The organism is Paraburkholderia sp. RL18-101-BIB-B, from assembly GCF_046026985.1.
Lineage (GTDB): Bacteria > Pseudomonadota > Gammaproteobacteria > Burkholderiales > Burkholderiaceae > Paraburkholderia.
The window spans coordinates 38,757-64,965 of the sequence record NZ_JARESV010000010.1; the positions used below are offsets into that span (position 1 = coordinate 38,757).

The 26,209-nt window shown below is 62.8% G+C and carries 24 protein-coding genes; 9 read left to right on the forward strand and 15 right to left on the reverse strand.

The window, feature by feature from the left end; translation table 11 throughout:
* Nucleotides 1–70 precede the first annotated feature (70 nt).
* From P0D73_RS16915 to P0D73_RS16930, 4 genes are all read right to left on the reverse strand, one after another.
* A complete protein-coding gene (locus P0D73_RS16915; RefSeq protein ID WP_408432177.1) occupies nt 71–1,519 on the reverse strand; it encodes an aspartate aminotransferase family protein in 1,449 nt (482 codons plus the stop codon).
* 27 nt (nt 1,520–1,546) lie between these two features.
* Entirely contained in the window at nt 1,547–2,881 is a 1,335-nt protein-coding gene (locus P0D73_RS16920) for a glutamine synthetase family protein (protein WP_106277425.1), read from the reverse strand.
* A gap of 32 nt (nt 2,882–2,913) precedes the next feature.
* On the reverse strand, nt 2,914–3,708 hold the full coding sequence (locus P0D73_RS16925; protein WP_408432179.1) for a gamma-glutamyl-gamma-aminobutyrate hydrolase family protein: 795 nt from the start codon (nt 3,706–3,708) through the stop codon (nt 2,914–2,916).
* Nucleotides 3,709–4,011: 303 nt separating this feature from the next.
* Nucleotides 4,012–4,233 (reverse strand): hypothetical protein, encoded by a 222-nt coding sequence (locus P0D73_RS16930; protein ID WP_370577238.1) that lies wholly within the window; start codon nt 4,231–4,233, stop codon nt 4,012–4,014.
* A gap of 446 nt (nt 4,234–4,679) precedes the next feature.
* On the opposite strand from P0D73_RS16930, the gene P0D73_RS16935 reads away from it, so the two are divergent.
* From P0D73_RS16935 to speB, 3 genes are all read left to right on the forward strand, one after another.
* Complete coding sequence (locus tag P0D73_RS16935; RefSeq protein WP_132377566.1) at nt 4,680–5,231, forward strand: cupin domain-containing protein; 552 nt, start codon at nt 4,680–4,682, stop codon at nt 5,229–5,231.
* Between the two features lie 102 nt (nt 5,232–5,333).
* The gene (locus P0D73_RS16940; protein ID WP_132377565.1) at nt 5,334–6,827 is read left to right on the forward strand and encodes an aldehyde dehydrogenase; all 1,494 of its coding nucleotides are present in this window, start codon (nt 5,334–5,336) and stop codon (nt 6,825–6,827) included.
* A 133-nt stretch (nt 6,828–6,960) separates the two neighbouring features.
* Nucleotides 6,961–7,929, forward strand: coding sequence for an agmatinase (gene speB / locus P0D73_RS16945; RefSeq protein ID WP_408432181.1), 969 nt, complete (start codon nt 6,961–6,963; stop codon nt 7,927–7,929).
* A 41-nt stretch (nt 7,930–7,970) separates the two neighbouring features.
* Here speB and P0D73_RS16950 read toward each other — a convergent pair whose 3' ends face one another.
* From P0D73_RS16950 to P0D73_RS16965, 4 genes are all read right to left on the reverse strand, one after another.
* Nucleotides 7,971–9,167: an MFS transporter gene (locus P0D73_RS16950; protein ID WP_408432183.1), complete on the reverse strand. Its 1,197-nt coding sequence runs from the start codon at nt 9,165–9,167 to the stop codon at nt 7,971–7,973.
* A complete protein-coding gene (locus P0D73_RS16955; RefSeq protein WP_408178194.1) occupies nt 9,164–9,697 on the reverse strand; it encodes a MarR family winged helix-turn-helix transcriptional regulator in 534 nt (177 codons plus the stop codon). The genes P0D73_RS16950 and P0D73_RS16955 overlap by 4 nt, the downstream gene beginning before the upstream one ends.
* A 107-nt stretch (nt 9,698–9,804) precedes the next feature.
* The gene (locus P0D73_RS16960; protein WP_408432186.1) at nt 9,805–10,824 is read right to left on the reverse strand and encodes a VTT domain-containing protein; all 1,020 of its coding nucleotides are present in this window, start codon (nt 10,822–10,824) and stop codon (nt 9,805–9,807) included.
* Between the two features lie 335 nt (nt 10,825–11,159).
* The gene (locus P0D73_RS16965) at nt 11,160–11,576 is read right to left on the reverse strand and encodes a cupin domain-containing protein (RefSeq protein ID WP_408178192.1); all 417 of its coding nucleotides are present in this window, start codon (nt 11,574–11,576) and stop codon (nt 11,160–11,162) included.
* A gap of 180 nt (nt 11,577–11,756) precedes the next feature.
* Between P0D73_RS16965 and P0D73_RS16970 the strand changes: the two genes are divergently transcribed.
* A complete protein-coding gene (locus tag P0D73_RS16970) occupies nt 11,757–12,362 on the forward strand; it encodes a peroxidase-related enzyme (protein ID WP_408285317.1) in 606 nt (201 codons plus the stop codon).
* Nucleotides 12,363–12,427: 65 nt separating this feature from the next.
* Here P0D73_RS16970 and P0D73_RS16975 read toward each other — a convergent pair whose 3' ends face one another.
* Together P0D73_RS16975 and P0D73_RS16980 are read right to left on the reverse strand one after the other, a co-directional pair.
* Nucleotides 12,428–13,678: an MFS transporter gene (locus P0D73_RS16975; RefSeq protein ID WP_408285314.1), complete on the reverse strand. Its 1,251-nt coding sequence runs from the start codon at nt 13,676–13,678 to the stop codon at nt 12,428–12,430.
* A 108-nt stretch (nt 13,679–13,786) separates the two neighbouring features.
* A complete protein-coding gene (locus P0D73_RS16980; RefSeq protein WP_408432188.1) occupies nt 13,787–14,725 on the reverse strand; it encodes a LysR substrate-binding domain-containing protein in 939 nt (312 codons plus the stop codon).
* A gap of 234 nt (nt 14,726–14,959) precedes the next feature.
* Between P0D73_RS16980 and P0D73_RS16985 the strand changes: the two genes are divergently transcribed.
* Entirely contained in the window at nt 14,960–15,691 is a 732-nt protein-coding gene (locus P0D73_RS16985; protein WP_408432190.1) for a DUF899 family protein, read from the forward strand.
* An 85-nt stretch (nt 15,692–15,776) separates the two neighbouring features.
* On the opposite strand, the gene P0D73_RS16990 is transcribed toward P0D73_RS16985, so the two are convergent.
* Both P0D73_RS16990 and P0D73_RS16995 read right to left on the reverse strand, forming a co-directional pair.
* Nucleotides 15,777–17,750, reverse strand: a complete 1,974-nt coding sequence (locus tag P0D73_RS16990) for a putative bifunctional diguanylate cyclase/phosphodiesterase (RefSeq protein ID WP_408432192.1) — start codon at nt 17,748–17,750, stop codon at nt 15,777–15,779.
* 185 nt (nt 17,751–17,935) lie between these two features.
* A complete protein-coding gene (locus P0D73_RS16995; RefSeq protein ID WP_408178186.1) occupies nt 17,936–18,319 on the reverse strand; it encodes a hypothetical protein in 384 nt (127 codons plus the stop codon).
* Nucleotides 18,320–18,669: 350 nt separating this feature from the next.
* Here P0D73_RS16995 and P0D73_RS17000 point away from each other — a divergent pair, with 350 nt between their 5' ends.
* The gene (locus P0D73_RS17000; RefSeq protein WP_006049832.1) at nt 18,670–18,948 is read left to right on the forward strand and encodes an HU family DNA-binding protein; all 279 of its coding nucleotides are present in this window, start codon (nt 18,670–18,672) and stop codon (nt 18,946–18,948) included.
* A 200-nt stretch (nt 18,949–19,148) separates the two neighbouring features.
* Here the strand turns inward: P0D73_RS17000 and P0D73_RS17005 are convergent, their stop codons facing one another.
* The 3 genes from P0D73_RS17005 to P0D73_RS17015 all read right to left on the reverse strand — a co-directional run bounded on the left by P0D73_RS17005 (nt 19,149) and on the right by P0D73_RS17015 (nt 22,077).
* Nucleotides 19,149–20,267: a 3-deoxy-7-phosphoheptulonate synthase gene (locus P0D73_RS17005; RefSeq protein ID WP_408178185.1), complete on the reverse strand. Its 1,119-nt coding sequence runs from the start codon at nt 20,265–20,267 to the stop codon at nt 19,149–19,151.
* A 127-nt stretch (nt 20,268–20,394) separates the two neighbouring features.
* Nucleotides 20,395–21,237, reverse strand: a complete 843-nt coding sequence (locus tag P0D73_RS17010) for a DUF72 domain-containing protein (protein WP_408432194.1) — start codon at nt 21,235–21,237, stop codon at nt 20,395–20,397.
* A 93-nt stretch (nt 21,238–21,330) separates the two neighbouring features.
* Complete coding sequence (locus P0D73_RS17015) at nt 21,331–22,077, reverse strand: TetR/AcrR family transcriptional regulator (protein ID WP_408432196.1); 747 nt, start codon at nt 22,075–22,077, stop codon at nt 21,331–21,333.
* A 298-nt stretch (nt 22,078–22,375) separates the two neighbouring features.
* Here P0D73_RS17015 and P0D73_RS17020 point away from each other — a divergent pair, with 298 nt between their 5' ends.
* The 3 genes from P0D73_RS17020 (at nt 22,376) to P0D73_RS17030 (ending at nt 26,143) form a co-directional block, all read left to right on the forward strand.
* The gene (locus tag P0D73_RS17020) at nt 22,376–23,557 is read left to right on the forward strand and encodes an isovaleryl-CoA dehydrogenase (RefSeq protein ID WP_132377550.1); all 1,182 of its coding nucleotides are present in this window, start codon (nt 22,376–22,378) and stop codon (nt 23,555–23,557) included.
* A gap of 161 nt (nt 23,558–23,718) precedes the next feature.
* Nucleotides 23,719–25,326 carry a carboxyl transferase domain-containing protein gene (locus tag P0D73_RS17025; RefSeq protein WP_408178183.1) on the forward strand — a complete coding sequence of 536 codons (1,608 nt, stop codon included), beginning with the start codon at nt 23,719–23,721 and terminating at the stop codon, nt 25,324–25,326.
* A 31-nt stretch (nt 25,327–25,357) separates the two neighbouring features.
* On the forward strand, nt 25,358–26,143 hold the full coding sequence (locus P0D73_RS17030; protein ID WP_408432198.1) for an enoyl-CoA hydratase/isomerase family protein: 786 nt from the start codon (nt 25,358–25,360) through the stop codon (nt 26,141–26,143).
* The last annotated feature ends 66 nt before the right edge of the window (nt 26,144–26,209 follow it).

The following is a 26,209-nucleotide window of genomic DNA, read 5'->3' on the forward strand; positions in this document are numbered from 1 at the left end:
TTTTTCCCTTGATGTGAAGAACCGGCATGAGCGTGATTTGTGGGTGTGCTCATGCCGGAACGGACTGCCGTTACGAAATGCCGAGTTGTTGTGCTGTCGCATCGATGGCTTTTTTGGCCTTCGAGACGATTTCGTCGATTTCCAGCTTATTGATCACGAGCGGCGGCGACAGCAGCATGCGGTCGCCGGTGGCGCGCATGATGAGGTTGCCGTTGAAGCAGAAGTCGCGGCAGATCGTGCCGACGTCGCCGCCATTGGCGAAGCGCTTGCGCGCCTTCGGATCCTGTGCGAGTTGCAGACCGGCCACCAGCCCCGCACCGGAGATTTCGCCGATGATTGGGTGATTGGCGAAGGTCTCGCGCAGTTGCTTCTGGAAGTACAGGCCGGTGTCGTTCTTGACGCGTTCGACGATCTTCTCGTCGCGCAGCAGCTTGAGGTTGGCGAGCGCGACGGCGGCCGCGACCGGGTGACCCGAATACGTGAGACCGTGATTGAAGTCGCCGTTTTCGATAATCGCCTTGGCGACGCGGTCATGCAGGCCGACCGCGCCCATCGGCACATAACCGCTCGTCAGGCCCTTCGCCAGCGTGATCAGATCCGGCTCGAAACCGAAGTGCTGATGCGCGAACCATTCGCCGGTGCGGCCGAAACCGCCGATCACTTCGTCGGCGACCAGCAGAATGTCGTACTTGCGGCAGATGCGCTGGATTTCAGGCCAATACGTCGAAGCCGGGAAGATCACGCCGCCCGCTCCCTGGAAAGGCTCACCGATGAACGCGGCGACGTTGTCCGCGCCGATTTCGAGAATCTTCGCTTCCAGTTGCTGCGCACGGGCCAGCGCGAACTCTTCCGGCGTCAGGTTGCCTTCTGCTTCGCCGAAGAAGTAGGGCTGGTCGATATGCACGATGTTCTCGACTTTCGAAGGCATCTGTTCATGCATGTAGCCCATGCCGCCGAGCGTGCCGCCGGCGATCGTCGAACCGTGATAGCCGTTCTTGCGCGAAATCACGAATTTCTTCGAGTGCTTGTTTTGAGTCGCCCAGTATTGATGGACGATGCGCAGCACCGTATCGTTGCCTTCCGAACCGCTGTTGCAGTAGAAGAAGTGATTGAACGGTTCGGGGGCCAGCTCCGCGAGCAACGCCGACAGTTCGATTACAGGCGGGTGTGTCGTCTTGAAGAAGGTGTTGTAGTAGGGCAGTTCCTGCATCTGCTTGTACGCGGCGTCGGCCAGTTCCTTGCGGCCATAACCGACGTTCACGCACCACAGGCCGGCCATGCCGTCGATCACCTTGTTGCCTTCCGAATCCCATAGATACACGCCTTGCGCTTTGACGATCACGCGGCTGCCGCTGCGATTGAGCGAGCCCATATCCGAGAACGGATGGATGTGGTGCGCGGCGTCCAGTGCGCGGTATTCTGCGGTGCTGCGTTGTTGTTGTGCGGCTTGTGCTGCTTGTGCGCTCGCGGCCGGCTGGGCCGGTTGCACGTAAGCGACTTCTTCTGTTCTGTAGCTCATACTGCCTCCAATTTTTTTGCGTTTGCCTTACACGTGCAGCAGCAAATGCCGGCGTTCCCACGAACTGATCACGCGGAAGAACGCTTCATATTCGGTTTCCTTCAGAGCGAGGTAGGCTTTGACGAACTTTTCGCCCAGCACTTCGGCGATCGGCTCGCACGCGCCCATCAGCGTCAAACCCTCTTCGAGATTGCGCGGCAACTGGTAGGGCAATTCGTAGCCGTCGCTGAGCAGCGGCTCGGTGGCTTCGAGCTTCTGCGTCATGCCGAGATAGCCCGCGGCGAGCGTCGCGGCAATTGCCAGATACGGGTTGCAGTCCACGCCCGGAATACGGTTTTCGATGCGGCGCGCAGCCGGCCCCGAATGCGGAATCCGGAAACCTACCGTGCGGTTGTCGTAACCCCATGCCACGTTGATCGGCGCGGCCATGAAGCGCGACAGACGACGATACGAGTTGATATACGGCGCGAAGATAGGCATTAGCGCAGGCGTGTACTTCTGCAAGCCAGCGATATAGCCCGTGAACAGCGACGTCGGTTTGCCATCCGGGCCGGTGAAGAGGTTGTGGCCGGTTTCTTCGTCGACGAGGCTTTGATGCATGTGCATGGCCGAGCCCGGTTCGCCTTCCATCGGCTTGGCCATGAAGGTCGCGTACATCTTGTGGCGCAGCGCGGCTTCCCGCACCGTGCGCTTGAAGAGGAACACGCTGTCGGCGAGCTTGAGCGGATCGCCGTGCATGAAGTTGATTTCCATCTGCGCGGCGCCGACTTCGTGAATCAGCGTGTCGACTTCCAGTTCCTGCACCTCGCAGTACTCGTAGATGTCTTCGAAGAGCGGATCGAATTCGTTGACGGCTTCGATCGAGTACGCCTGACGCCCGGTTTCCGGGCGACCGGTACGGCCGATAGGCGGTTGCAGCGGCAGGTCCGGGTCCTTGTTCATATCGACCAGATAGAACTCGAGCTCGGGCGCGATGACCGGCTTCCAGCCTTTGGCTTTATAGAGTTCGAGCACGCGGCGCAGTACGCGGCGCGGCGAGATCGCGACGGGCGTGCCGTCGAAGTGAACGCAATCGTGAATCACCTGAGCGGTCGGATCGACGGCCCACGGAATCATGCGGATGGTGCTGGCGTCGGGCACGCACACCATGTCCGGATCAGTCACGCCGGTGAGCGTGCCGTCTTCCGGATAGTCTCCTGTGACGGTCTGGATCATCACCGCCTGCGGCAAGCGCATGGACTCGCCGGATTCGAATTTGCTGCGCGGAATGATCTTGCCGCGCGCGATCCCGGCCATATCCGGAATGATCGCTTCGATTTCGGTGACACGGTTCTTCTTCAGAAAATCGTCGATGTCATGCATGTCTATTCTCTCAGTTTTGGTGCGCGACCGGCTCAGGCATGCGTGGCAGCGGCGGATGCCGCGCCATAGCCGGCCTTGGTGCGCATTCGATCGCGGCAGGCGTCGCCGAACGCCCGAAAGATCGCGGTAGATAGTGCGTCGTTGGCATGCTTCCACTCCGGGTGCCACTGCACACCCAGCGCGAAGGCACGCGCATCGGTCACGCTCACCGCTTCGATCAAGCCGTCCGGCGCGGTGGCTTCGGCCGTGAGGCCCACGCCCAACCGCTCGACGCCCTGGCCGTGCAAGGAATTCACACGCGCTTCATTCGTGCCGCCCGCGAGGCGCTGCAACAAGCCGCCCTGCGTCAGCGTGATCGAATGCGACGGTGCGTATTGCACGTCGAGGTCGTCTTCCTTGTTCTCGCGATGGTCGTTCAGACCGTCCACCGCGTGAACGCTTTGATGCAACGTCCCACCGAAAACCACGTTCATTTCCTGGAAGCCCCGGCAGACGGCCAGCACCGGCACGCCGGCGGCGATCGCCGCGCGCATCAGCGGCAGCGTCGTCGCATCGCGTGCGGCGTCGTGCAGCGTGCCCGGCGTGCTGGTATGGCCGCCATAGCGGTGCGGCTCGACGTTCGAATAGCTGCCTGTAAACAGCAGGCCGTCGACCGTCGCCAGCACGTCTTCGGCGGGCTGACGCTCGCCGAGCGCCGGCAGCAACATGGCCAGCGCCTGTGAACCGTCCACAATCGCGGCGATGTATTTCTCGCCGACCACGTGCGACGGGTGGACTCCCATCATCGTTCTGTCGGCGCTGATGCCGACCAGGGGTTTGTTTCGCATAACGAATAGACGTGTGTGTTCCCCACGGGACGCGGCATGAACAACGTTAAACACAGCGCGGCACGATTCAGCAGCCGTGCGCCGTGCGCAAGGCGACCGGGTAGTGCAGGCGGTCGTCGTCAACTGAAACGCGCCGCGCGTGATAGTCAGATGGGCTGTTCGATTCGATCCGCTGCGGTGCGCAACTTTTCCGATGGGCGTGAAACGCGCAGGCGGCAGACGGCACCGCACATGCAGGAACGCACGGCTCGAAAGAGCGCGCTCACGCAAACGGATGAATCGAACGGCGAAAAGGGGGAGGCGCTACGGCAGCAGCGAGGCGACTTCGTCCGTGCGCACGGCAATGAAGGCGCGCGCGGAGATAGAGTTGTGGCGTCGAACTGAACGGCGGGACAGGATCGTGAAGACGGACAGGAAGCGGCGGAACGCAAGGCTGCCGCTGCTGCCGTCGGCGATGGCGCCGTCAGCGCGAGGACAACTCGCCTGACTACGATTCCATCTCACCAAAGGGCCTCGGACTCTCACGATTACACTCGACTGGCGACGTTGAAAGTATTGAACGGCCTGCTCGAAATCCGCACGGGGCGTTTAAAGAAACAGGACGCTGGGTTGATCGCCTTGAACCTAAGCGAATTGAATTCGCTGCGCCGCGAAGCACACTTGGGTGCCCCGTGACATCGGCATGACGATCGCCTGGGAACCAGCATATACGAGCCAATAAAGCCGTCAAACCCTTTTTGATAAAACATTTATCAGGGCTTTCCCGAGGGCGCGGCTAGAATCCCGCCCAGTGGGAACGTTCGTTGCGTCATTCATATTTCGGAAACCTTTCAGGGTTTTCCCCAGCGGCGCAACAATCAAAGTGATTAGAATATTCAACACTCGCGGGCACCTCTCGTTGCCCAAGTCATGTGGTCCATTCATCTGATCACTTAGCGCCCCGATTGTCTTCAATGTCAGAGAACCTAGCGATGTCCATAGAAGTAGCGACCCGTCTGCAATACATCCGCAAGAAGAATGGCTTGTCCCAGCGTGAACTGGCGAAACGGGCGGGAGTGACAAATGGCACGATCTCGCTGATCGAACAGAATCGCGTGAGCCCCTCGGTCGGCTCGTTGAAGAAACTGCTCGAATGCATACCCATGAGTCTCGCCGAATTCTTCACCTTCGAAGTGGAAGCGGAGCGTTCGGTGGTGTCGCGCCGTGCCGACATGCCGAACCTCGGCAATGAGTCGATCGAGTTCTATCTCGCGGGTTCGAGCGTAAAAGACCGCAATATGGGCATTCTGCGCGAGGTCTATCAGCCGTTGTCGGACACGGGGCCGGAAATGCTGGAGCACGAAGGGCACGAGGGCGGTGTGGTGGTCAGCGGTCAGATCGAACTGACAGTGGACGGCACCACGTGGCTTCTCGACCCCGGTGACAGCTACTATTTCGAAAGCCGTCTTCCGCACCGTTTTCGCAATCCCAGCGCGGAGCATCTCTGCGAGATCGTGTCGGCCAATTCGCCGCCCACCTTCTGAAGACTCCGCGCCAACGCGCCTCGACTCGACTCAGTGCCGTAGTTCGGTGCCGCATGAAGTCGATGCAGGTTCGCGTCGAGCGCATAACATTGAGGCATCCTGATGGACAAGAAATCTCTCGCTTTCTGGCAAGACAAGGCCGCTACGCTATCGATCGAAGGCCGTGCGTTTATCGACGGCGAATACCGTGATGCCGAAGGCGGCCGCACGTTCGACTGCCTGAGCCCGATCGACGGCAAACTGCTCGCCAAGGTCGCCGACAGCGGCGCGGCCGAGGTCGACGCTGCCGTGGCCGCCGCGCGCCGCGCGTTCGACTCTGGCGTGTGGGCGGGCCTCAACCCGCGTCAACGCAAGGCCGTGCTGCTGCGCTGGGCCGCGTCGATTCGCGAGCACATGGACGAACTCGCGCTGCTCGAAACGCTCGACGCCGGCAAGCCGATCGCCGATACCACCAGCGTGGACGTGCCGGGCGCGGCGTATTGCGTCGAATGGTTCGCTGAAGCGATCGACAAGGTTGGCGGCGAAGTCGCGCCGGCCGATCATCATCTGGTCGGACTCGTCACGCGCGAGCCGATCGGCGTGGTGGCTGCGGTCGTGCCGTGGAACTTCCCGATTCTGATGGCGTCGTGGAAATTTGGCCCGGCGTTGGCGGCGGGCAATAGCGTGGTGCTCAAGCCGTCGGAGAAGTCGCCGCTCACCGCGATCCGACTCGCGCAACTCGCACTGGACGCAGGCATTCCCGCCGGCGTGTTCAACGTCGTGCCGGGCGCGGGTGAGCCGGGCAAGCTGCTGGCGCTGCATCAGGACGTGGACTGTCTCGCCTTTACCGGCTCGACCAACGTCGGCAAGCTGATCATGCAGTACGCGGGACAATCGAACCTGAAACGCGTGTGGCTCGAACTCGGCGGCAAGTCGCCGAACATCGTGATGCCGGATTGCCCGGATATGGATCGCGCGGCGAATGCGGCGGCGGGTGCGATCTTCTACAACATGGGTGAAATGTGTACCGCGGGTTCGCGCCTGCTCGTGCATCGCGACATCAAGGACGCGTTCCTCGACAAGCTGGTCGCCGCGGCGCGCAGCTATACGCCGGGCAATCCGCTCGACCCGAAAACGTCGATGGGCGCGATCGTCGACAAGGTTCAGCTCGAACGTGTGCTCGGCTATATCGAGGCAGGCCGCGCCGAAGCCAAACTGTTGCTCGGCGGTGCGCGCGTGAAAGAGGAAACGGGCGGCTTCTATATCGAGCCGACCATCTTCGAAATTCCGGCTTCCGGCGCGAAGGTCGCGCGAGAGGAAATCTTCGGACCGGTGTTGTCGGTGATCACGTTCGACACGGTCGAAGAGGCGATCAGGATCGCTAACGACAGCGAGTATGGTCTGGCCGCCGCGGTCTGGACTTCGAACCTGACCACGGCGCACGAAGTGTCACGCCAACTCCGCGCCGGCACCGTGTGGGTCAATTGCTACGACGAAGGCGGCGACATGAACTTCCCGTTCGGCGGCTATAAGCAATCGGGCAACGGCCGGGACAAGTCACTGCATGCTTTGGAGAAATACACCGAGCTGAAGTCCACGCTGGTGCGGCTGCGCTAAAAGATTCGCGAAGCCAGCGCGGCGGCGCGTGTGATGCGCGCCGTCGCGTTCCCAATGAATCCGAAGCCGGCGTTGCGCGTGCCCTGGAAGCTTCGCGCGCCGCGCCGGACTGTCTATAGGTATCAGGTCATCCATGACTGAACTCGTCTACGGCGACGGCGCGATCCGCCGTGCGTCGCTTTATGGCTCGTCGATCGAAAACACTTATGCGGGCGTGCTGTCGTTCATGCGCCGCAAGTACACGCGTGAACTCGACGGCGTCGACGTCGTGGTCTCCGGCGTGCCGCTCGATCTGGCCACTACGTTTCGCGCGGGCGCGCGTCTCGGGCCCGCGGCGGTGCGCGCGGCCAGCGTGCAGTTGTCGGAGTTGCATCCGTATCCGTGGGGTTTCAATCCGTTCGACGACCTCGCCGTGACCGACTATGGCGATTGCTGGTTCGACGCGCACAATCCGCTCACGATCAAGGAATCCATCGTCGAGCATGCGCGTACGATCCTGCGCTCGGACGCGAAGATGCTGACGCTCGGCGGCGATCACTACATCACCTATCCGCTGTTGATCGCGCACGCGGAGAAGTACGGCAAGCCGCTCTCGCTGATTCATTTCGACGCCCATTGCGACACCTGGGCCGACGACAGTCCCGACAGCCTGAACCACGGTTCGATGTTCTACAAGGCGGTGAAGGATGGTCTGATCGATCCGAAGACTTCGGTGCAGATCGGCATTCGCACATGGAACGACGATTTCATGGGCATCAATATTCTCGATGCCGCCTGGGTCCATGAGCATGGCACACGAGCGGCAGTGGAGCGCATCGTGTCGATTGTCGGGGCACGTCCCGCGTATCTGACTTTCGATATCGACTGTCTCGATCCGGCGTTTGCGCCGGGCACGGGTACGCCGGTCGCGGGCGGTTTGTCGTCCGCGCAGGGATTGGCGATCGTGCGCGCGCTCGGCGCGTTGAATCTGGTGGGCGCGGACGTCGTCGAAGTCGCGCCGGCATACGACCAGAGCGAAATCACGGCGATTGCCGCCGCGCATATTGCGTGCGATCTGCTGTGTCTGTGGCGCCAACGCAAGGTTGCTGGACGCGAGGCTTAGACGCGTCCCACCTTCCTGCCAATCGATGCAAAAAAACCAGCTCAGCCCATCGACGAAGAACGTTTGGGCTGGCGCCGGCCTTCGCGCAAGCCGAGCGTGTAGACCACCAGCGCGCCGCTCATCAGCGCGAGTTGCCACATCAGCATATCGCTGCCGTGCGCGTTCATCGCGAAGCCCGCGGCGAGCGGCCCCACGATCGAACTCGCGGTGAAGGTAAGCGACAACAGCCGTATGTTCCGTGTGAGCGCGGCCTTGTCGCTGCAAGCCGCCGCGTACATGCCGAGTGTGATGAACGAGCTGTTCATGCCGCCGAGCAAGAGCGCGCTCGCGGCCGCGAGCCACGATGCGGGCACGGCCAGCGCGAAGCCGCAGATCGCTAGTGTGCTGAGCGCGGCGCACACGATCACCGTGGCCGCGAGCCCAGCGCGATCGGCCAGCCAGCCGACCGGAAATTGCAGCGCCATGCCGCCGACGCCGAACAGCGTCAGCAGGGTGGCGGTTTGCGTGGCGCTGAGGCCGTGCGCGTCGGCGAACAGCGGGAAGAGGCCGTAAAGCGCGCCGTCGCCGATTCCGCCCGCTGCGATGACCACCATGCCGAGGCTCACCAGCGGGCCGATGGGCATGCGCCGTTGAGTGCTTTCTCTTTGCGCAGGCCGTGCTTCTTGCAAAGCAGGCCGTTTCGCGTCAGATGCGGTTAGCCAGAGCGGCAGCGCGGCGGCGAACGTGAAGGCCGCACCGGCCGCGAACGTGATGCGTCCATCGACATCGCACCACACTGCGAGCGCCGGTCCGATGACGCCCGCCGTGGCGATCAGTGCTTCGTGCACGCCCACCACACGTCCGCTCGATTTAGCGGGGACCAGACCGTACAGCCAGGTTTCGTTGGCAATCCAGCGCAAACCGATGCCGAGCCCCGTCAACAGACCGGGCACGAGCCACAGCGGCCACGACAGCGCGCTCATCGTGGCGAACGCCACGAGCGTGGCCAGCAGACCCAGCGACACGGTACGTTTCGCGCCGATGCGCGCCATCAGCCACGGCGCGATTAGCAAGCCGGCCAGCATGCCGGTCCATTGCGAGGCGGAGAAGAGGCCGGCGCGTGGCGCATCCAGGCCGCGATGGGCGAGCCACACCGGCAGCACCATGAAGCCGATGCCGAACTGGCCGACTTGCGAGAGCGCCGACACCGCGGTCAATGCCGCGATTGCCGGCCAACGCACCGGCGCGGCGGATTTCATGTGCCGCTCCGCGCGGGCATGGGCAGCCCCTGTTCGCCGCATTCGACCGGACAGCCGGCTTTCAGGCACGGACCGTCGTCACACAGGCGGCACAGTTGCATCGCGTGCGCGGGGTCGCGGGTCTCGTTCCACAAGATCTTGATCAGCAGGCTTTCGAGCACTTCGCGCTCGCTGTCTTCGAGCCGGCCGACAATGCGTTGCAGCATCCTGTCGCGCGCCGTTTGCAGGCGTTTGGCCTCACGCTTGCCGGCCGTGGTCAACGCAAGCGCGACAGCGCGTTTGTCCGCGCCTGATTTTTTCTCGACGAGGCCCGCTTCGACCAGTCCCGCCACGGCGCGCACGGCGGCCGGATGCGACAGATCGACCGCCTCGCGCAGCACTTCAATCGATGAATCGGGATATTGGCCGACCGCGTTGAGCATGGCGCGGGCGGTGGGGCCGGCGAGCGCGTCAACGGTGGGCTGCGCGTTCATTTCGTCCGTGACCAGCAGGGCGAGCACGCCGAGCAGATTTTCTGTGCGCTGCGTCATGGGATGCCTCAATGTGTGCAACGTGCATATATGCATGTTGCACACATTGAGTGTGAAGCGCAAGCGGTTTTTGATGAGCGTTGCGTGGCCTTCGAGGCGCGGTGTCGTTACTCCGCCAGCCGCGCGCGCACCGTGTATTCGCCTTCTTCGCCCTCGTCCTCGATCATGTGAGCCTTCGCTGTGTGGAAGTCGGGCGGCAACGGTTCGACCGGATAACCGCGTTTCTGCCACGCGTCGAGGCCGCCCTTGAGCGCGCGGATGTGGTGGATATTCTTGCGATGCAACTGGTCGACGATGCGCTTTGCCGTCGCTTCGTTCGGGCACACACAGTAGACGACGATTGGCCGCTTCAGCAACTCGGGATCGATCGGCTCGGGCGAATCGAGATCCAGCCGCCGCGCGCCGGCAATCCGGTGCGACTCCCTTTCGCGCACGCTGCGTGGACGCGCGTCGAAGATCAGCGGCGGCTCGTTCGACTTCATCATCTCGTCGAGCTGGTCCGGCGAAATACGCGTATGCGCGAGCCAGCGGCGAAACTGCCAGCGGCGCACCCAGCGATACAGCAGCACGGCCACGAAGATGGCCGCGAACGCATCGAAAATCGTGCCGCCGTTGTGGCGCACGAGCAGCATCAATTGCACGATCTGGTCGTGCAATGCGGCGCCGCCGATGACCCACACGCTGGACCACAATGCCGCGCCGATAAAGTCCCACAGCAGAAACACGCTGACGCTGATCGCTGTCGTGCCGAGCAGCGGCGCGGAGATCAGGCCGAGTCCGGGCAGGAACTTCGCGACGGCGAGAATCGGCGCGCCGTAGCGTTCATAGGTATTGCGCGCGAGACGCACCGTGGTGTCGAGCGAGAGGGAGAAGCGCACCAGGTAGTTCAGCAGGCGGCGGCCATAGATTCGTCCGGTGAAGAACCATAGCGAGTCGGCAATCAGCGTGGCGGCGACCGCGGCGCACACGACGCTCGTATACGAGGTTTGCCCCATGGCGGCCATGGTTCCACCGAGGATCAGCATCGGCGCGGCCGGAATCGGCACGCCGAGTTGCGTGATGAGCACGCTCATGAACACGGCCCACACGCCCAGCGAGGGTGGAATAGCAACCGGAAAATGCCACACAACCGCGCTCCTGAGAATGGAATGTTGGAATTTGAAACGTCCGCGCCCGGGTGACGCATGGCGAACAGTCCGCGCATGTTCCGTTCCCGCACGACGGCGAGCGCCATGCCGCGTCGGCAGGCGGTCGCCATAGTACAAGAATGATATGAGAAGCGGATTTAAGCACAGGTGGCAAAACGGCGCTGCGGGGCAGGCCGGATACCTGGGCGCTTGACGCGGGATGGCGGGGCGGAAAATGCGCGTGGTCGCGGTCGGCGGCGAGACCGGTGTAGCCAGCCGTTAGCCGGTACCAGCCCCGCTGCCTTCATTTGCTGGATCACGCGTCTGAGGCTGAATCATGCGTCAGAGGCCGGATCATACGGCACGACGCGTTCGTGCTCGTCCGCATGGTTGCGCGCCACGATCGCGCGCGCCGCGGTGGTCGCGTCCAGATTGAACGGCTGATGCGGCACGCCGGGCGGAATGAACAGGAAATCGCCCGGTTCGGTGATGACGGACTCGCGCAAGCCGGGCCCATAGCGGGTCTCGATCTTGCCCTCGAGCATGTAGATCGCGGTTTCGTAGTCGGCGTGAAAGTGAGGCTCGGCGTGACCGCCCGGCGGCACTACGACCATATACATCGACAAACCCGTGGTGCCCGCGGTGCCGGCGGAGATGCCGACAAAGTACGGCAGACGCTGGGACGTCGCCATTTCCCGGTCGGGGCGCACCTTGACGACGGGCGCTCGCGCGTCGTGCAAAACGTCTGACATGGTCAGCTCCTGCTGAAATCCGGCCGGCGCCGGTCGTCGCGGCGCGGCTCAAGCTCCCTTGAGTGGAAAGTCTAGACGATATGGGCGTCGATATCGGACCTTGTCGAGCGTGGACGTGCTGCGGCTGTGCGGCTTGCTAGAATCGTCGTCATACCCAAACAGATACGACGGAGACATCGCATGGCAAAGCCTCAGCCGATCAGCCGCTACCCCGTGCCCAAACCGGACGCATGGCCCGACGACATTCGCGCGCGCATTCTCGAAGTGCAGGAGAAAGCCGGTTTTGTGCCGAATGTGTTTCTGACACTGGCGCACCGCCCGGACGAGTTCCGCGCGTTTTTCGCCTATCACGACGCGTTGATGCTGAAAGAAGGCGGCCTCAGCAAAGGCGAGCGCGAGATGATCGTGGTCGCCACCAGCGCGATCAACCAGTGTTTGTATTGCGTGGTCGCGCATGGGGCGATTCTGCGCATCTACGAAAAGGCGCCATTGGTCGCGGATCAGGTCGCCGTCAATCATAGGAAGGCGGATATCACGCCGCGTCAGAAGGCGATGCTCGACTTCGCGGTCAAAGTGTGCAGCGCGTCCGGCACGGTCGGCGACGCCGATTTTCAAACGCTGCGCGAGCACGGATTTGCCGATGAAGACATCTGGGATATCGCGGCGATCACGGCGTTTTTCGGTTTGTCGAACCGCATGGCCAACGTGATTTCCATGCGTCCGAACGACGAGTTCTATCTGATGGGACGCGTGCCGAAAGCCGCGGCGGATACGCCGAAAAAATAGCCGCACGCGCTGCTTTTGAGTTCATGCCGGTGGGCGGCGTTCGTGGCCACTGTCGGCACGCTCACTCACGCCGCCGCCGGGTTAGCTCGAAGCGTGGGCGTGCTCACGGTGGTGTCGTCGATCGGAAAGTGCAGCATCGCGGCGACGAGGCCGGCGACCACCGTCGCTTCCCAGAGCAGCGAATACGACCCGGTCAGATCGAACACCAGACCACCGAGCCATGCGCCCAGAAACGAGCCGATCTGATGGCTCAGAAAGCAGACTCCGAACAGGCTGCCGAGGTGGCGCGTGCCGAACACTTTCGCGACGAGCCCGCTCGTGAGCGGCACGGTGCCGAGCCAGGTCAGACCCATCACGGCCGCGAAAATCACCACCGACGCCGGGCTTTTCGGCAGTAGAAAGAATGCGCCGATCGTGATGCTGCGAATCACGTACAGCCAGCCGAGCACATGATGCTGCCGGAAGCGGCCACCCAGCCAGCCGCACGCCCAACTGCCCGCCATGTTGAACAGCCCGATCAGCGCGAGCGCGGTGGCGCCGAGTCCGACCGGCATATGGCAAAGCGACAGGTACTCGGGCAGATGCGTGGCGATAAAGGCAAGCTGGAAACCGCAGGTGAAGAAACCGAGCGTCAGCAGCCGGTAGCCTCGATGCCCGGCGGCTTGACCCAGTACCTTGCGAAGCGGCGCGACATGCTCTTCGTGAACGGGCGTGCCGACCCGCGCGCGCCGGTCGAGCACCATGCCGAGCGGGGCGATCAGCAGCATCAGGAAAGCCAGCACGAAGAGCGACGTGGCAATCCCCGAACTGAGCCGGACGCCTTGCACGAGTGGAACCATCAGCACCTGGCCGGCGGAGCCGCCGGCGCTGACCAGACCCATCGCCATGCTGCGTTTTTCAGGCGAGGCGATGCGGCCGACCGCCGGCAGCACCACGCCGAAGGTCGTGCAACTCACGCCGATGCCGACCAGCAGCCCCATGCCGACGATCAACATGGCGCCGCTGGGCGCCACTGCCGCGAGGCCGAGGCCCGCCGCGAATGTCGTCGCGCCGAACGCGACCACCGGCGCCGAACCGTAGCGATCCGCGGCGGCGCCCGCGAACGGCTGGGCGAAACCCCACACGAGATTGTGCAGCGCGATCGCAAACGCGATCAGCGTGACCGGCAAGCCGCGGTCGAACGAGAACGGTCCGATGAACAGACCAAACGTCTGCCGGATGCCCATTGCGGCGCTCAGAATGAGCGCGCCAGCGAGAATCACGAGCGTCGTCTGATTGAAGGCGGGGGCGAAGCGTTTGCTGTTGGCGGTCGACATGGTTCTGATCTCCTTCGACACATGGTCGCAGCGAGCGTCAGAAGCGGCAAAAGATAAGTTTTTGACGACAGGTGAGCGTGGCTCACCTGTGCGAAGCGGACCTGTGGTTTAGTTGGTGGCGTTCTGCAGTGCCTGGCCGGCAACGTCGGTGTGCGCGTCGAACTGCTCGGCCTCGCTCACCAGCCAGCGTTTGAAATCGAAAAGCTCCGGCCGGCGGTCCGCGTTCTCCGCGCTGACCAACCAGTAGGCCGTGGTGGACGCGATCGTCGCCGCATAAGCCTCCACGAGCACGCCGCTGTCGATATCCCGATCCACCAGCGGCCGTCTGCCGAGCGCGACGCCGAGGCCCATCGCCGCGGCTTCAAAGGCGAGCTGGATCGTGTCGACGCGCAGGCCTGCGGTGGTCTCGATGCCTTCGGTGCCGGTCGCATCCAGCCACGCCTGCCAGTCCTCGCTGGCGGCGTTCACGTGAATGAGCGTCGCGCGACGCAGGTCCGCGTTGCCGTGCTCGTCGCGCAGATCCGCCAGATACGCGGGGCTGCACACGGGCACGAGGCGCTCGCCGAACAGCCGCGTCCACGCGGTGCCTGCAACCGGCGCACGGCTCATGCGGATCGCGAAGTCGAAACCGTCGACGGGAAAACCGACCTGACGATGCGAGGTGTCGACGCTCACGTTCACATTTGGCCAGAGCGCGCGAAAGCCGGCGAGGCGCGGCAGCAGCCAGCGCGACGCGAAGGTCGGCGCGCAACTCAGCGCGATTGGCCGATCCGCGCGGTGATTCGGCAGGCGCTGCGTGCCGATCGCGATCAGCGAGAACGCTTCGGAGACATACGACAAGTAATCCGCGCCGCTCGCCGTGAGCGAGATGCCGCGCGGCTCGCGCACGAACAGTTCGACGCCGAGCGCCTGTTCCAGTCCGACAATGCCGTGGCTGATCGCGCTCGGCGTGACATTCAGTTCCGCGGCGGCAAGTTTGAAACTCTGATGCCTGCCGGCCGCTTCAAAGAAACGAAGCGCCGGCAGCGGTGGCAGACGAAGCGGCATGTTGCATCCCCATAGACGGCGCGCCTCGGCGCGCGTGCTGTTGCGCTCAAGGATACCTTGCCGGGCGCCTTGGGTTGCCGTCAGGGTGCGCCTGAGCATCGCCAAAAAAATTTCGCCGATGCTGTCGATTTGCCGCCGCGCGTTCGTCGTGACTATATAGAGGGCGAGAACGCGGCCGCGTTCGCGGCGCGCTGCTCGCGCCCTTTATCCTTGTTCCGTAAGAGGAGATGGCTGATGACTGACGTATCCGCATCCGCACAAACGTTGAAGCCGGCCCGCCAACTAGCGGCCGACACGCCGAGCCGCTTTCCCGGCGAAAGCGCCGACTATCGGCGCGCGCGCAACGACCTGCTCGCCGAGGAAATCGAATTGCGCCGCCATATCGAACGGGTCGCCGCCCAGCGCCGCGCGCTGCCGGACGGCGGCGTCGTGCCCGAGGATTACCTGTTCATGGGCGAAACCGGCCCGGTAAAGCTATCGGAGATGTTCGGCGAGCATGACACGCTCGTCACCTACAACTGGATGTTCGGCCCGCAGCGCGCCCGGCCGTGTCCGATGTGCACGTCGCTTTTGAGTGCATACGACGGCGAAATGCCCGACATCCTGCAGCGCGTCGCGTTCGCGGTGATCGGCCGCTCGCCGATCGAGAAGCTGGTTGCGTTCAAGAAGGAGCGGGGCTGGCGGCATCTGCGGCTGTACTCATCGGGCGGCAACACCTTCAATCGCGATTACGCGGCGGAAGATCCGGCGGGCGACGACAATCCCGCGTTCAATGTGTTTACGCGCTCGGGCGGCACGGTGCGGCACTTCTGGGCGGAGGAGATGGGGCCGTCGACTGCGGACCCCGGACAGGATCCACGCGGCGCCCCGGACGTGATGCCGATCTGGACCGTGCTCGACATGACGCCCGGTGGCCGTGGCACGGACTGGTATCCGAAGCTGGAATACGATACCGCGGCACGTTAGCGCGCTGATGAGGGCGGTCAGGTGGCGCCTGGCCGCGCGACGGTGAAGCGGGTTCAGCACCGCACCGTGTCGCGGAACGATAGGACTACGGCTGGACCTCAATCGCAAAATCGTGCCCGCGCGCCGTCTGCAAATAGGCGGCGATCGCGCTTGCCCGCATCGGCCGGCTAAACAGATAACCCTGCACCGCGCGTGCGCCTAGCGCCTTGACGACCTCGACTTGCGACGCCGTCTCGAGTCCTTCCACCACGCATTCGAGCCCAAGGTTGCGGCACAGGTCGAGCACCGACTTGACGATCTTCTTCGACGCGCTATTAGTATCCACGTCCGTCATGAAGCTGCGGTCGATCTTGATCGTGTCGAAGGGCAGGCGATGCACATAGCTGAGGCTCGAATAGCCGGTGCCGAAGTCGTCGAGCGACACGCGGCAGCCGGCTTTCTTGATCATGGTGAGCGAACAGCGGGCCTGTTCGAAATCACGCGTCACGGCGGTCTCGGTGATTTCGAACGACACGCGGTGCGGCGGCACGCCGCTTGCCATGACGATATCGATCAGCCGTCGGGCGCGCGCCGACGTGCAGATATCGATCGCCGACAGATTGAACGACAGATAAAGCTCGGACGGCCAGCGCGCCGCTTCGTCGAGCGCTTTGTGCAGCAGCACTTCCGTGATGCGCAGAATCAGTTCGGTACGCTCGGCAATCCGAATGAATTCTTCCGGCCTGACCGCGCCGAGCCGTGCGTTGTGCCAGCGCCCGAGCGCTTCCAGGCCGAGGGTGCATTGCGTGACGACGTCGTAAATCGGCTGGAACTCCAGAAACAGTTCCGACTCGAGGTCCGCATGGCGGAGTTCCTGGGTCACGAGACTCGAACGCCGGATGCGCGTTTCATGTTCGGTGGAGAAGATGACCGGCGTGCCGCGCCGGCTTTCCTTGCCCACGTATAGTGCCGCGTCGGCGCGTTCGAACACTTGGGCCACCGTCGTGCCGGCTTCAGGGAACGCGGCCCAGCCGATCGTGCCCGACAACTCGGCGACGTTGCCGGCAACTCGATAGGGCTGACCGAGCGCCTCGCAGATGCGCTCGCCCAATTCGACGAGCGTCTCGTTCGCCAGTTTGTGCTGCGCGAGCACGCCGAACTCGTCGCCACCGAGGCGCGCGAAGAAAATGCCGGGCTCGGCGAGCGCCAGCAAACGCGAGCCGACTTCCTGAAGAACGAGGTCGCCGCAGGCGTGGCCGTAAATATCGTTGACCTGTTTGAAGCCGTCGAGATCGATCAGCCCAACATTGAAGCCGCCGCGGGTGCCGAGCGCCTGCTCGGACAAAGCGCGCAGCGAGGCGAAGAAACTGCGCCGGTTGGGCAGGTCCGTCAGACTGTCGATGCTCGCGAGCCGGAAGTTGTCGTCGCTGAGGCGCTGCGTTTTTTGCTGGCTCGCCTGCAACTCGCGCTGCGCGTGCACCACGTCGGCAAAGGTCCGGCAATACAGCTGAATGATGAAGGCAAGCGCGACGCCGACCAACGTCATGTCGACGGCCATCGCAATGAAAACCGGATAGCCGGTGAAAACCAGAAAGGTCGAAAAGCTTAGGATGACGATCGACAGCAACAGCATGGCAGCCGCGCGCAAGTGCATCAGGCAGAACACGCAGCCGACCAGCGTCGTCGCCATGTAAAACGCGACCTGCGTCTGTTCGTACGCGGTGCCGTAGGGAAAGAGCAGCAACGACCAGCTGCTGAATGCGACGGCGAAGAGGCCGGCAAGCCAGGTCAGCTTGCGCAGTTCGGACACTGCCTTGTCGAGAGTCAGGGGGCGGTGCCGAAGACGCCACCATCGTATGCAACGGATGATGCACAGGGTGCACAGCGTCGCGGGAAAGTAGATCGACAACCATGCCGGCGCGCAGCTGACGTGCGTGATGGCGACGGCCGCCGTATTGACGAGCAGAATGAAATAGAGAAGCGGGACCTGGTGGCTGAATGCTTCGAGCTGCGAACGCACGAGCTCGGGGTCGCGTTCCGCGACCGACAGCGCATCCCTCAATTTGGCTAACAGAACCATCCCCGTTCCTTTAAACGTTTGCGCAGCACACGCAGCTTTGTATATCGGCAGGACGGGTGGGACCTTGAGGGCGTGTCAGATAGAAATCGATTGCCTCGCGAATAAGCGGTAAGTCCGACCTGCTTACGATGCGTGATGGGTCATTTGTGCCGCGTTCGAACGGCCGAAGTGACAGGCTCGTCGCATCAAAGTACCGGACAGGAGAGCACGCGTTGCGGCGTGAGCGTCGTGCCGGGTTGGCCGTTCTGTGCCGGCGTGCCTTGTGGCGGCGTAGAGACGAGCCGCACGGTATTCATGCCGGCATTCGCCAGCACATACTTCTCCGGGCTGTTCTCGGGCTGCCAATAGGCGCGGAAAACGCCGCTGTCGCCAAAAACCAGCAGCTTGCCGTGCACGGTTCCAGTGCTGCTGACGAGGTCGACCGGCTCGCCGTCACGTACGTGAAAGCTCTGCGGAGCGGGTGAATTTGCCGTGCCGACGAGCGTGGCGCAGCTTTTGTCGTCGGCTGCGAGGGCCGCGCAGGACGTCGCGGCGAGCAGTGCACATGTTGCAATATGGCGAAAATTCATTTTTTATTCCTCCCGGATTCTTTATTTACCGGACGCCGCGCCTGCCAAATTCCGACTTTCTGCGATCCACCATAACATAGTAAAAAAGCCCGCTGGTGGCGGCTTGGGACGCGCTAAAGCACTGAAATTGCAACGGATTGTGATAACGCAAAAAGCCGTGTCGAGCCAAAGAAACGTGTAAGCGCGCGATTCTTATGGCACTTTGCATGAAAAAATCGTCAAATTCCCTGTGGGCGGGTGATACAAGGCTTACACCCAAGGTTTGCGCGAACCCGCGCCTATGCGTTAGTGTGTCGGTCCCGGCGCAACAGATGTGGCGCCGGTTCCATGATTACCATACGGGAAGTGCTATGAACAAACAGGAACTGATTGATGCAGTCGCCGCAGCGACGGGCGAAAGCAAAGCGGCCACCGGCCAAACCATCGACGCGATCGTCGAAGCGGTGACCAAAGCCGTGGTGGGTGGTGATACGGTGCAACTGGTCGGTTTCGGTTCTTTCTCGACTGGCGCGCGCGCAGCACGCGTGGGCCGTAATCCGTCGACGGGTGCCGAGATCCAGATCGCGGCTGCCAAGACGGTGAAGTTCACCGCTGGCAAGGCGTTCAAGGAAGCCGTCAACGCGTCTTAATGCAACGCGCTTCACGCCGGAGCATCCACACGCGCCAAACTGGCGCGCGGCGAGCGATGCATCGGGCGTGAGGAATCACGCGCTGCCCAACCCCGGTAAGGTGGATCGATCGGCGGCTGGTGCGGCGCGTGTGTTTTTGTGCTCTCCCCAAGGGGCTTCCTGGGGGTTGCCCGACTCAGCGCTTGCGTCCCGGCTCGCGCTCAGCCGGCGCGACGTTTGCGGGTGGCTTCGGCGAGCGTCTCGAGCGCCGGCTCGGTCTGCGCCCAACTGACGCAGGCATCCGTGATCGATACGCCGTGACGCAACGGCACGCCTGGCTTCAGATCCTGACGGCCTTCTTCCAGATGACTTTCCAGCATGACGCCGATGATGCGGCGCTCGCGCTGCGACAACTGCTGCGCCAGATCCTGCACCACCTCCAGTTGACGCAAGTGCGACTTGCCCGAGTTCGCATGCGAACAGTCGACCATGACCTGCTCGCGCAAACCCGCTGATTTGAGCGCCACGCAGGTGGCTTCCACCGACGCGCTGTCGTAGTTCGGCCCTTTCTTGCCGCCGCGCAGTATCACGTGCGCGTCGTCGTTGCCGCGCGTTTCGAAGATCGCGGCCATGCCCATTTTCGTCATGCCCATGAACGCGTGGCTCGCGCGCGCGGCGACGATCGCGTCCGCGGCGATCTGCACGCCGCCGTCGGTGCCGTTCTTGAAACCGATCGGGCAGCTCAGACCTGACGCCAGTTGACGATGGCTCTGGCTCTCCGTCGTGCGCGCGCCGATGGCGCCCCACGCGATCAGGTCGGCGATGTACTGCGGGCTCAGCAGGTCGAGAAACTCGGTGGCCGTGGACAAGCCGAGACCGTTGATGTCGAGCAGCAGTTGCCGTGCAAGACGCAGACCTTCGTTGATGCGGAAACTGCCATCCAGCCGCGGGTCGTTGATATAGCCTTTCCAGCCGACCGTGGTGCGCGGCTTCTCGAAGTAGACCCGCATCACGATCAGAAGATCTTCCTTGTAGGTGTCGGCGGCGACCTTCAGTTTGTGTGCGTATTCGATCGCCTGATCGTGGTCGTGAATCGAACACGGCCCGACGATCATCACGAGCCGGTCGTCACGGCCATGCAGAATATCGGCGATTTCCGCGCGGGTTTTCTCGACCAGAGTCTGCACCGAAGGCGGCACCGGCAACTCGTCCTGCAACAGCGCAGGGGAAATCAGTGGACGGACCGCGCCGATCCGAACGTCGTCGATGCGCGTGGTGTCCTGGGTGGCGTCGGCCGAGCCGACTTCCTGATCGTGCAAAGGATTGTCGATGGCGCTCAAAATATTCTCCCGGACCTTGGTGATGAAGTGGCCTCGCGGCCTGACTGCATGAGTGTGGGTGCGTTGATCGTGCTTGTCTTCGCTGCCGGGATTATGACACTCGCGCGATGCGGCCGGGCGGCGCGTGTCAGAGACGTTTGATCAGCGCCATGGCGGCTGCCGGATTGCGTTCCTTGAAGCCGCTGATCACGTAGAGATAGACGTCCAGTGCGGCCGCGCGTGTGGCTGTTTTCGCGGGCGCTTCTGCCGAGGTTTCCAGATCGTCCGGTGTCGTGCCTGCCGCCAATTGCCGCGCGCGTTCGGCCCACGTGTCGAGCGCCTTAGTCGAATAGCCCTTGGCCTGTTTGTCCGTCGTGCCCATGATGCGGGCGTACACGAAGGGCGCGGTGATGTCCGCGATCTGCGGGTATTCGCTGTCGCCCGCCAGTACCACGGCGACTTTGTATTTGCGGGCGAGCGCGATGAAGTCCGGCGTCTTGAAGGTGTCGTTGCGGACTTCGATCGCATGCCTGAGCTTCTGGCCTTCAATACTGGCCGGCAGTAGCTTCAGAAAGGCTTCGAAGTCTTCCTTGTCGAATTTTTTGGTGGGTGCGAATTGCCAGTTGACCGGGCCGAGCTTCTGCTTGAGCAATAGCACGCCGCTGCCGAAGAAGCGTTCGATCGTTTCGCCCGCGTCGGCGAGGACTTTTCTGTTGGTCGCGTAGCGCGGCGCCTTCAGCGAAAAGACGAAATCGTCCGGCGTTTCCTGGTACCACTTCTCGTAGCTCGCCGGTTTTTGCAATCCGTAAAACGTGCCGTTGATTTCAATCGATGTGAGGTTCTTGCTCGCGTATTCGAGTTCGCGCCTTTGCGTGAGGTCGGGCGGGTAGAAGGTGCCGCGCCAGGGCGCGTAGGTCCAGCCGCCTATGCCGATGCGGATGTTCGAGGTCTTGGCTGGCTTGGCGATCTTTGCGGCTGATTCTTTCGGCACTTGGCGTCTCCATCTGACTTCGACCGGGAAGCAGTAGATTAGCCGTTTTTTCGACGAAGAACAGAAGTGAGGCAAACGCAGGAAATGCGCCCGCTATTCGTTGCCGCGAGACATATCCTTTGCACCGCGCGCCGCCTCTTCGAACCGCCGGTTCGCCTCCGCCACTTCCACTCTGAACTGCTGCAATGCGCTCACCGCCAGATCTGGCGGCGTCAGCGCTGCCCACAAAACGTCGATGAGTTGATCCGCCGTTGCATCGATATCGATATGCCGGTTCGCGAGCGTAGCGTCCCACAGCACATGCTCCATCGGCCCGAACACCATCGAGCGCAACAGGCGCAGTGGCATGTCGGCGCGAATCTGCCCGCTCTCCTGGCCTTGCGCCAGTACGCGCATCAACGGCGCGGTATAGCGGCGCTGCAACTCCGTGAGCGCCTCGCTCAGCTCATGATGCCGGGCCCGACCTTCGGATAACACCAGCGCGCACAGATCAGTGCCGTTGACCAGCATCAGCCGCAAATGCGTGCGCACGATGAACGCGAACTGCTGGCGCACATTGCCGTCGCGCGGCAAGCCGGATTCGATCGCGTCGATGATCTCGTCGTACCAGTCGCCGATCACCCGCGCGCACAGCTCGCGTTTGCCGCGGAAATAGCTGAACACGGTCGCCTCGGAAATGCCGAGGCGCTGCGCGATTTCGGCCGTTGTCGCGCGCTCGTAGCCCTTTTCGGAGAACACGTCGCGCCCCGCCTGAAGGATCTCCTTCACGCGCTGCTGCGACTTGCGCCCGGCCGGCTGGCGGCGCGAGGCGGGTAACTCGGCCTTCGTGGCAACCGTCATATGAGTTCAGTTCAGATTTGTGAGGCGAATTCGGCTCGTAAAGGTGCGGAATAAGTTTGATGACTGCGATGCTATCACGCCACAGCGATGTTGTAGGCGGTCGCTTCAGTTTCTGAGTAACACTCAAAAATACCTATTGACGCTTACGTAAATCTAGCGTGAAATGCGCCTTGAACGTTTCGCGCCTCGTGCGGGACGACAGAGGCGGCCCACAAGGCCGCCGCCGTCCGCCGAGCCGCAACCGGACCAGCCGGCGCCCACTCACGGCCGGCCGCCAACGAACTCTGGAGACACAGCAATGAGCAACCTGCCCGGTTTGCAATTCCCGCTCGGCGAAGAAATCGAAATGCTGCGCGACAGCATCGCGGGATTCGCTGCCAAAGAAATCGCCCCGCGTGCCGCGGAAATCGATCGCACGGATCAGTTTCCCATGGACCTGTGGCGCAAGTTCGGCGATCTGGGCGTGCTCGGCATGACGGTCTCGGAGGAATACGGCGGCGCGAACATGGGCTATACGGCGCACATGATCGCCATGGAGGAAATCTCGCGCGCGTCGGCGTCGGTCGGTCTCTCGTACGGCGCGCATTCGAATCTGTGCGTCAACCAGATTCATCGCAACGGCACGGAAGCGCAAAAACAGAAGTATCTGCCCAAGCTCGTGTCGGGCGAACATATCGGCGCACTCGCCATGAGCGAGCCGAACGCGGGTTCGGATGTGGTCAGCATGAAGCTGCGCGCGGAGAAGAAGGGCGACCACTACGTGCTCAACGGCACGAAGATGTGGATCACCAATGGCCCGGATTGCGACACGCTGGTCGTCTATGCCAAGACCGATCCCGAAGCGAATTCGCGCGGCATTACCGCGTTTATCGTCGAGAAGGGCATGAAGGGATTTTCCGTTGCGCAGAAACTCGACAAGCTCGGCATGCGCGGCTCGCATACCGGCGAACTGGTGTTCCAGGACGTGGAAGTGCCGGAAGAAAACATTCTCGGCCAGTTGAACGGCGGCGCGAAGGTGCTGATGAGCGGCCTCGACTACGAACGCGCCGTGCTCGCAGGCGGCCCGACCGGCATCATGGTCGCGGTCATGGACGCGGTCGTGCCGTATATCCACGACCGTAAGCAGTTCGGTCAGCCGATCGGCGAATTCCAGCTCATTCAAGGCAAGGTGGCGGACCTCTACACGACGCTGCAGGCGTGCCGCGCGTATCTCTATGCGGTGGGTCGTCAACTCGACACGCTCGGCAAGGAACACGTGCGCCAGGTGCGCAAGGACTGCGCGGGCGTGATTCTCTACACCGCGGAAAAAGCCACGTGGATGGCCGGCGAGGCGATCCAGATTCTCGGCGGCAATGGCTATATCAACGAGTATCCGGTCGGCCGTTTGTGGCGCGACGCGAAGCTCTATGAAATCGGCGCCGGTACCAGCGAGATCCGCCGCATGCTGATCGGCCGCGAACTGTTCGCCGAAACGGCCTGAGCGGTTGTGCACTTAGTGCACTTCGCAGCGCACCATACATCGTACGGCGCGTCACGCTGCGTGTCAGCGCAAGCCTATAAAGAAGCGGCGAAAGCAATTACCTTGCATGGGATCGGAGTAAGTGCTGAAGCACTAACTCCGATCGACAGGAGAAGCCCGTAATGCCGATCATCGAATCAAAGCTGAATCCGCGCTCGGACGACTTCCGCGCCAACGCGACGGCGCTCGAAGCGCTGGTCGCCGACCTTCGCGCGAAGGTCGAGAAGCTGGCGCTGGGCGGCGGTCAGGCGGCGCGCGACAAACACACGGGACGCGGCAAACTGCTGCCGCGCGATCGCATCGAGAAGCTGCTCGATCCGGGCACGCCGTTTCTCGAGTTCTCGCAACTCGCAGCCTACGGCATGTATCACAACGATGCGCCGGGCGCGGGCGTGATCACCGGCATTGGTCGGATCGCCGGGCAGGAGTGCGTGATCGTCTGCAACGATGCAACGGTCAAGGGCGGCACCTACTATCCAGTTACCGTGAAAAAACACGTGCGGGCGCAGGAAATTGCCGCTGAAAATCATCTGCCCTGTGTGTATCTGGTGGACTCGGGCGGCGCGAATCTGCCGAACCAGGACGACGTGTTTCCGGACCGCGATCACTTCGGCCGCATCTTCTACAATCAGGCGAATCTGTCCGCAGCGGGCATTCCGCAGATCGCCGTCGTGATGGGTTCGTGTACCGCAGGCGGCGCCTACGTGCCGGCCATGAGCGACGAGTCGATCATCGTCAAGAATCAGGGGACGATTTTCCTCGGCGGTCCGCCGCTGGTGAAAGCCGCCACCGGTGAAGTGGTGAGCGCCGAAGATCTCGGCGGCGGCGACGTGCATACGCGTCTGTCGGGCGTGGTCGATCATCTCGCGCAGAACGACGCGCATGCGTTGGGGATTGCGCGCAGCATCGTCGGCAATCTGAATCGCGGCAAGCAGGTGCCGGTGGCATTGCAGGAACCGAAACCGCCGCGCTACGACGTGAAGAGCATGTACGGCGTGATTCCCGTGGATACCCGCAAGCCGTTCGATATCCGCGAGGTGATCGCGCGGATCGTCGACGATTCGGCATTCGACGAATTCAAGGCGCGCTACGGCACCACGCTTGTCACCGGCTTCGCGCATATCTGGGGGCATCCGGTCGGCATCATCGCGAACAACGGCATTCTGTTTTCGGAGTCCGCGCTCAAGGGCGCGCACTTCATCGAGCTGTGCTGCCAGCGCAAGATTCCGCTCGTGTTCCTGCAGAACATTACCGGCTTCATGGTGGGCCGCAAATACGAAAACGAAGGCATCGCGCGTAACGGCGCGAAGATGGTGACGGCGGTGGCTACGGCCAAGGTGCCGAAGTTCACGGTGATCATCGGCGGGTCGTTCGGCGCGGGCAACTACGGCATGTGCGGTCGCGCGTATTCGCCGCGTTTCCTGTGGATGTGGCCGAACGCGCGCATCTCGGTAATGGGCGGCGAGCAGGCGGCGTCGGTGCTGGCCACCGTCAAGCGCGACGGCATCGAAGGCAAGGGCGGCTCGTGGAGCGCTGAAGAAGAAGAGGCGTTCAAGCAGCCGATTCGCGATCAATACGAACATCAGGGCCATCCGTACTACGCGAGCGCGCGCCTGTGGGACGACGGCGTGATCGATCCGGCGCAAACGCGCGATGTGCTCGGTCTTGGCTTGTCCGCCGCGATGAACGCGCCGATCGAAGACACGCGTTTCGGCGTGTTCAGAATGTGACGATGCGCGACCAAGCGCGGGAGCAGCGACGATGCAATACGAAACACTGAATGTCGAATTCGCCGGCCAGGTCGCGACGGTCACATTGAGTCGTCCGGACGTGCGCAACGCGTTCAACGAAACGATGATCGCCGAAGTGACCGCGGCCTTCACCGCGCTCAACGATCGCGACGACGTGCGCGCGGTGGTGCTCGCCGCGAACGGCAAGGCGTTCTGCGCGGGCGCGGATCTGAACTGGATGAAGAAGATGGCCGGCTACTCGGACGACGAGAACCGCGCCGACGCGATGCTGCTCGCGAACATGTTGTCGTCGATCTATCGCTGCAACAAGCCGGTGATCGCGCGCGTCAACGGCGACGCGTACGCGGGCGGCATGGGTTTGATCTCGGCGTGCGACATCGTGGTGGCTGTCGACAGCGCGCGCTTCTGCCTCTCGGAGGCGCGCCTCGGTCTGATTCCAGCCACCATCGCGCCGTACGTGATTCGCGCGCTGGGCGAGCAGGCATCGCGCCGCTATTTCACGACCGCCGAGCAATTCGATTGCGCGACGGCATTGCGCCTCGGGCTCGTCAGCGAAGCGGTGAGCATGGAGCAACTCGACGCCACTATCCAGCAGATTGCCGAGACGCTCTGCGCGAACGGTCCGCAAGCGGTGCGCGCGTGCAAGCAGCTCGTGCAGGACATCGCGGGCCATGAGTTGAACGCTGCGATGATCGAGGACACGGCGGCGCGTATCGCGCGCACGCGTGCCGGCGCGGAAGGGCGCGAAGGCGTCGCGTCGTTCCTCGAAAAACGCACGCCTGCCTGGCGCAACTGAAGCACACATTCCAGGGCGCGCGCCGCGCCTTGACCAGAACAACAGCCCCGAAAAAACGGCACACTT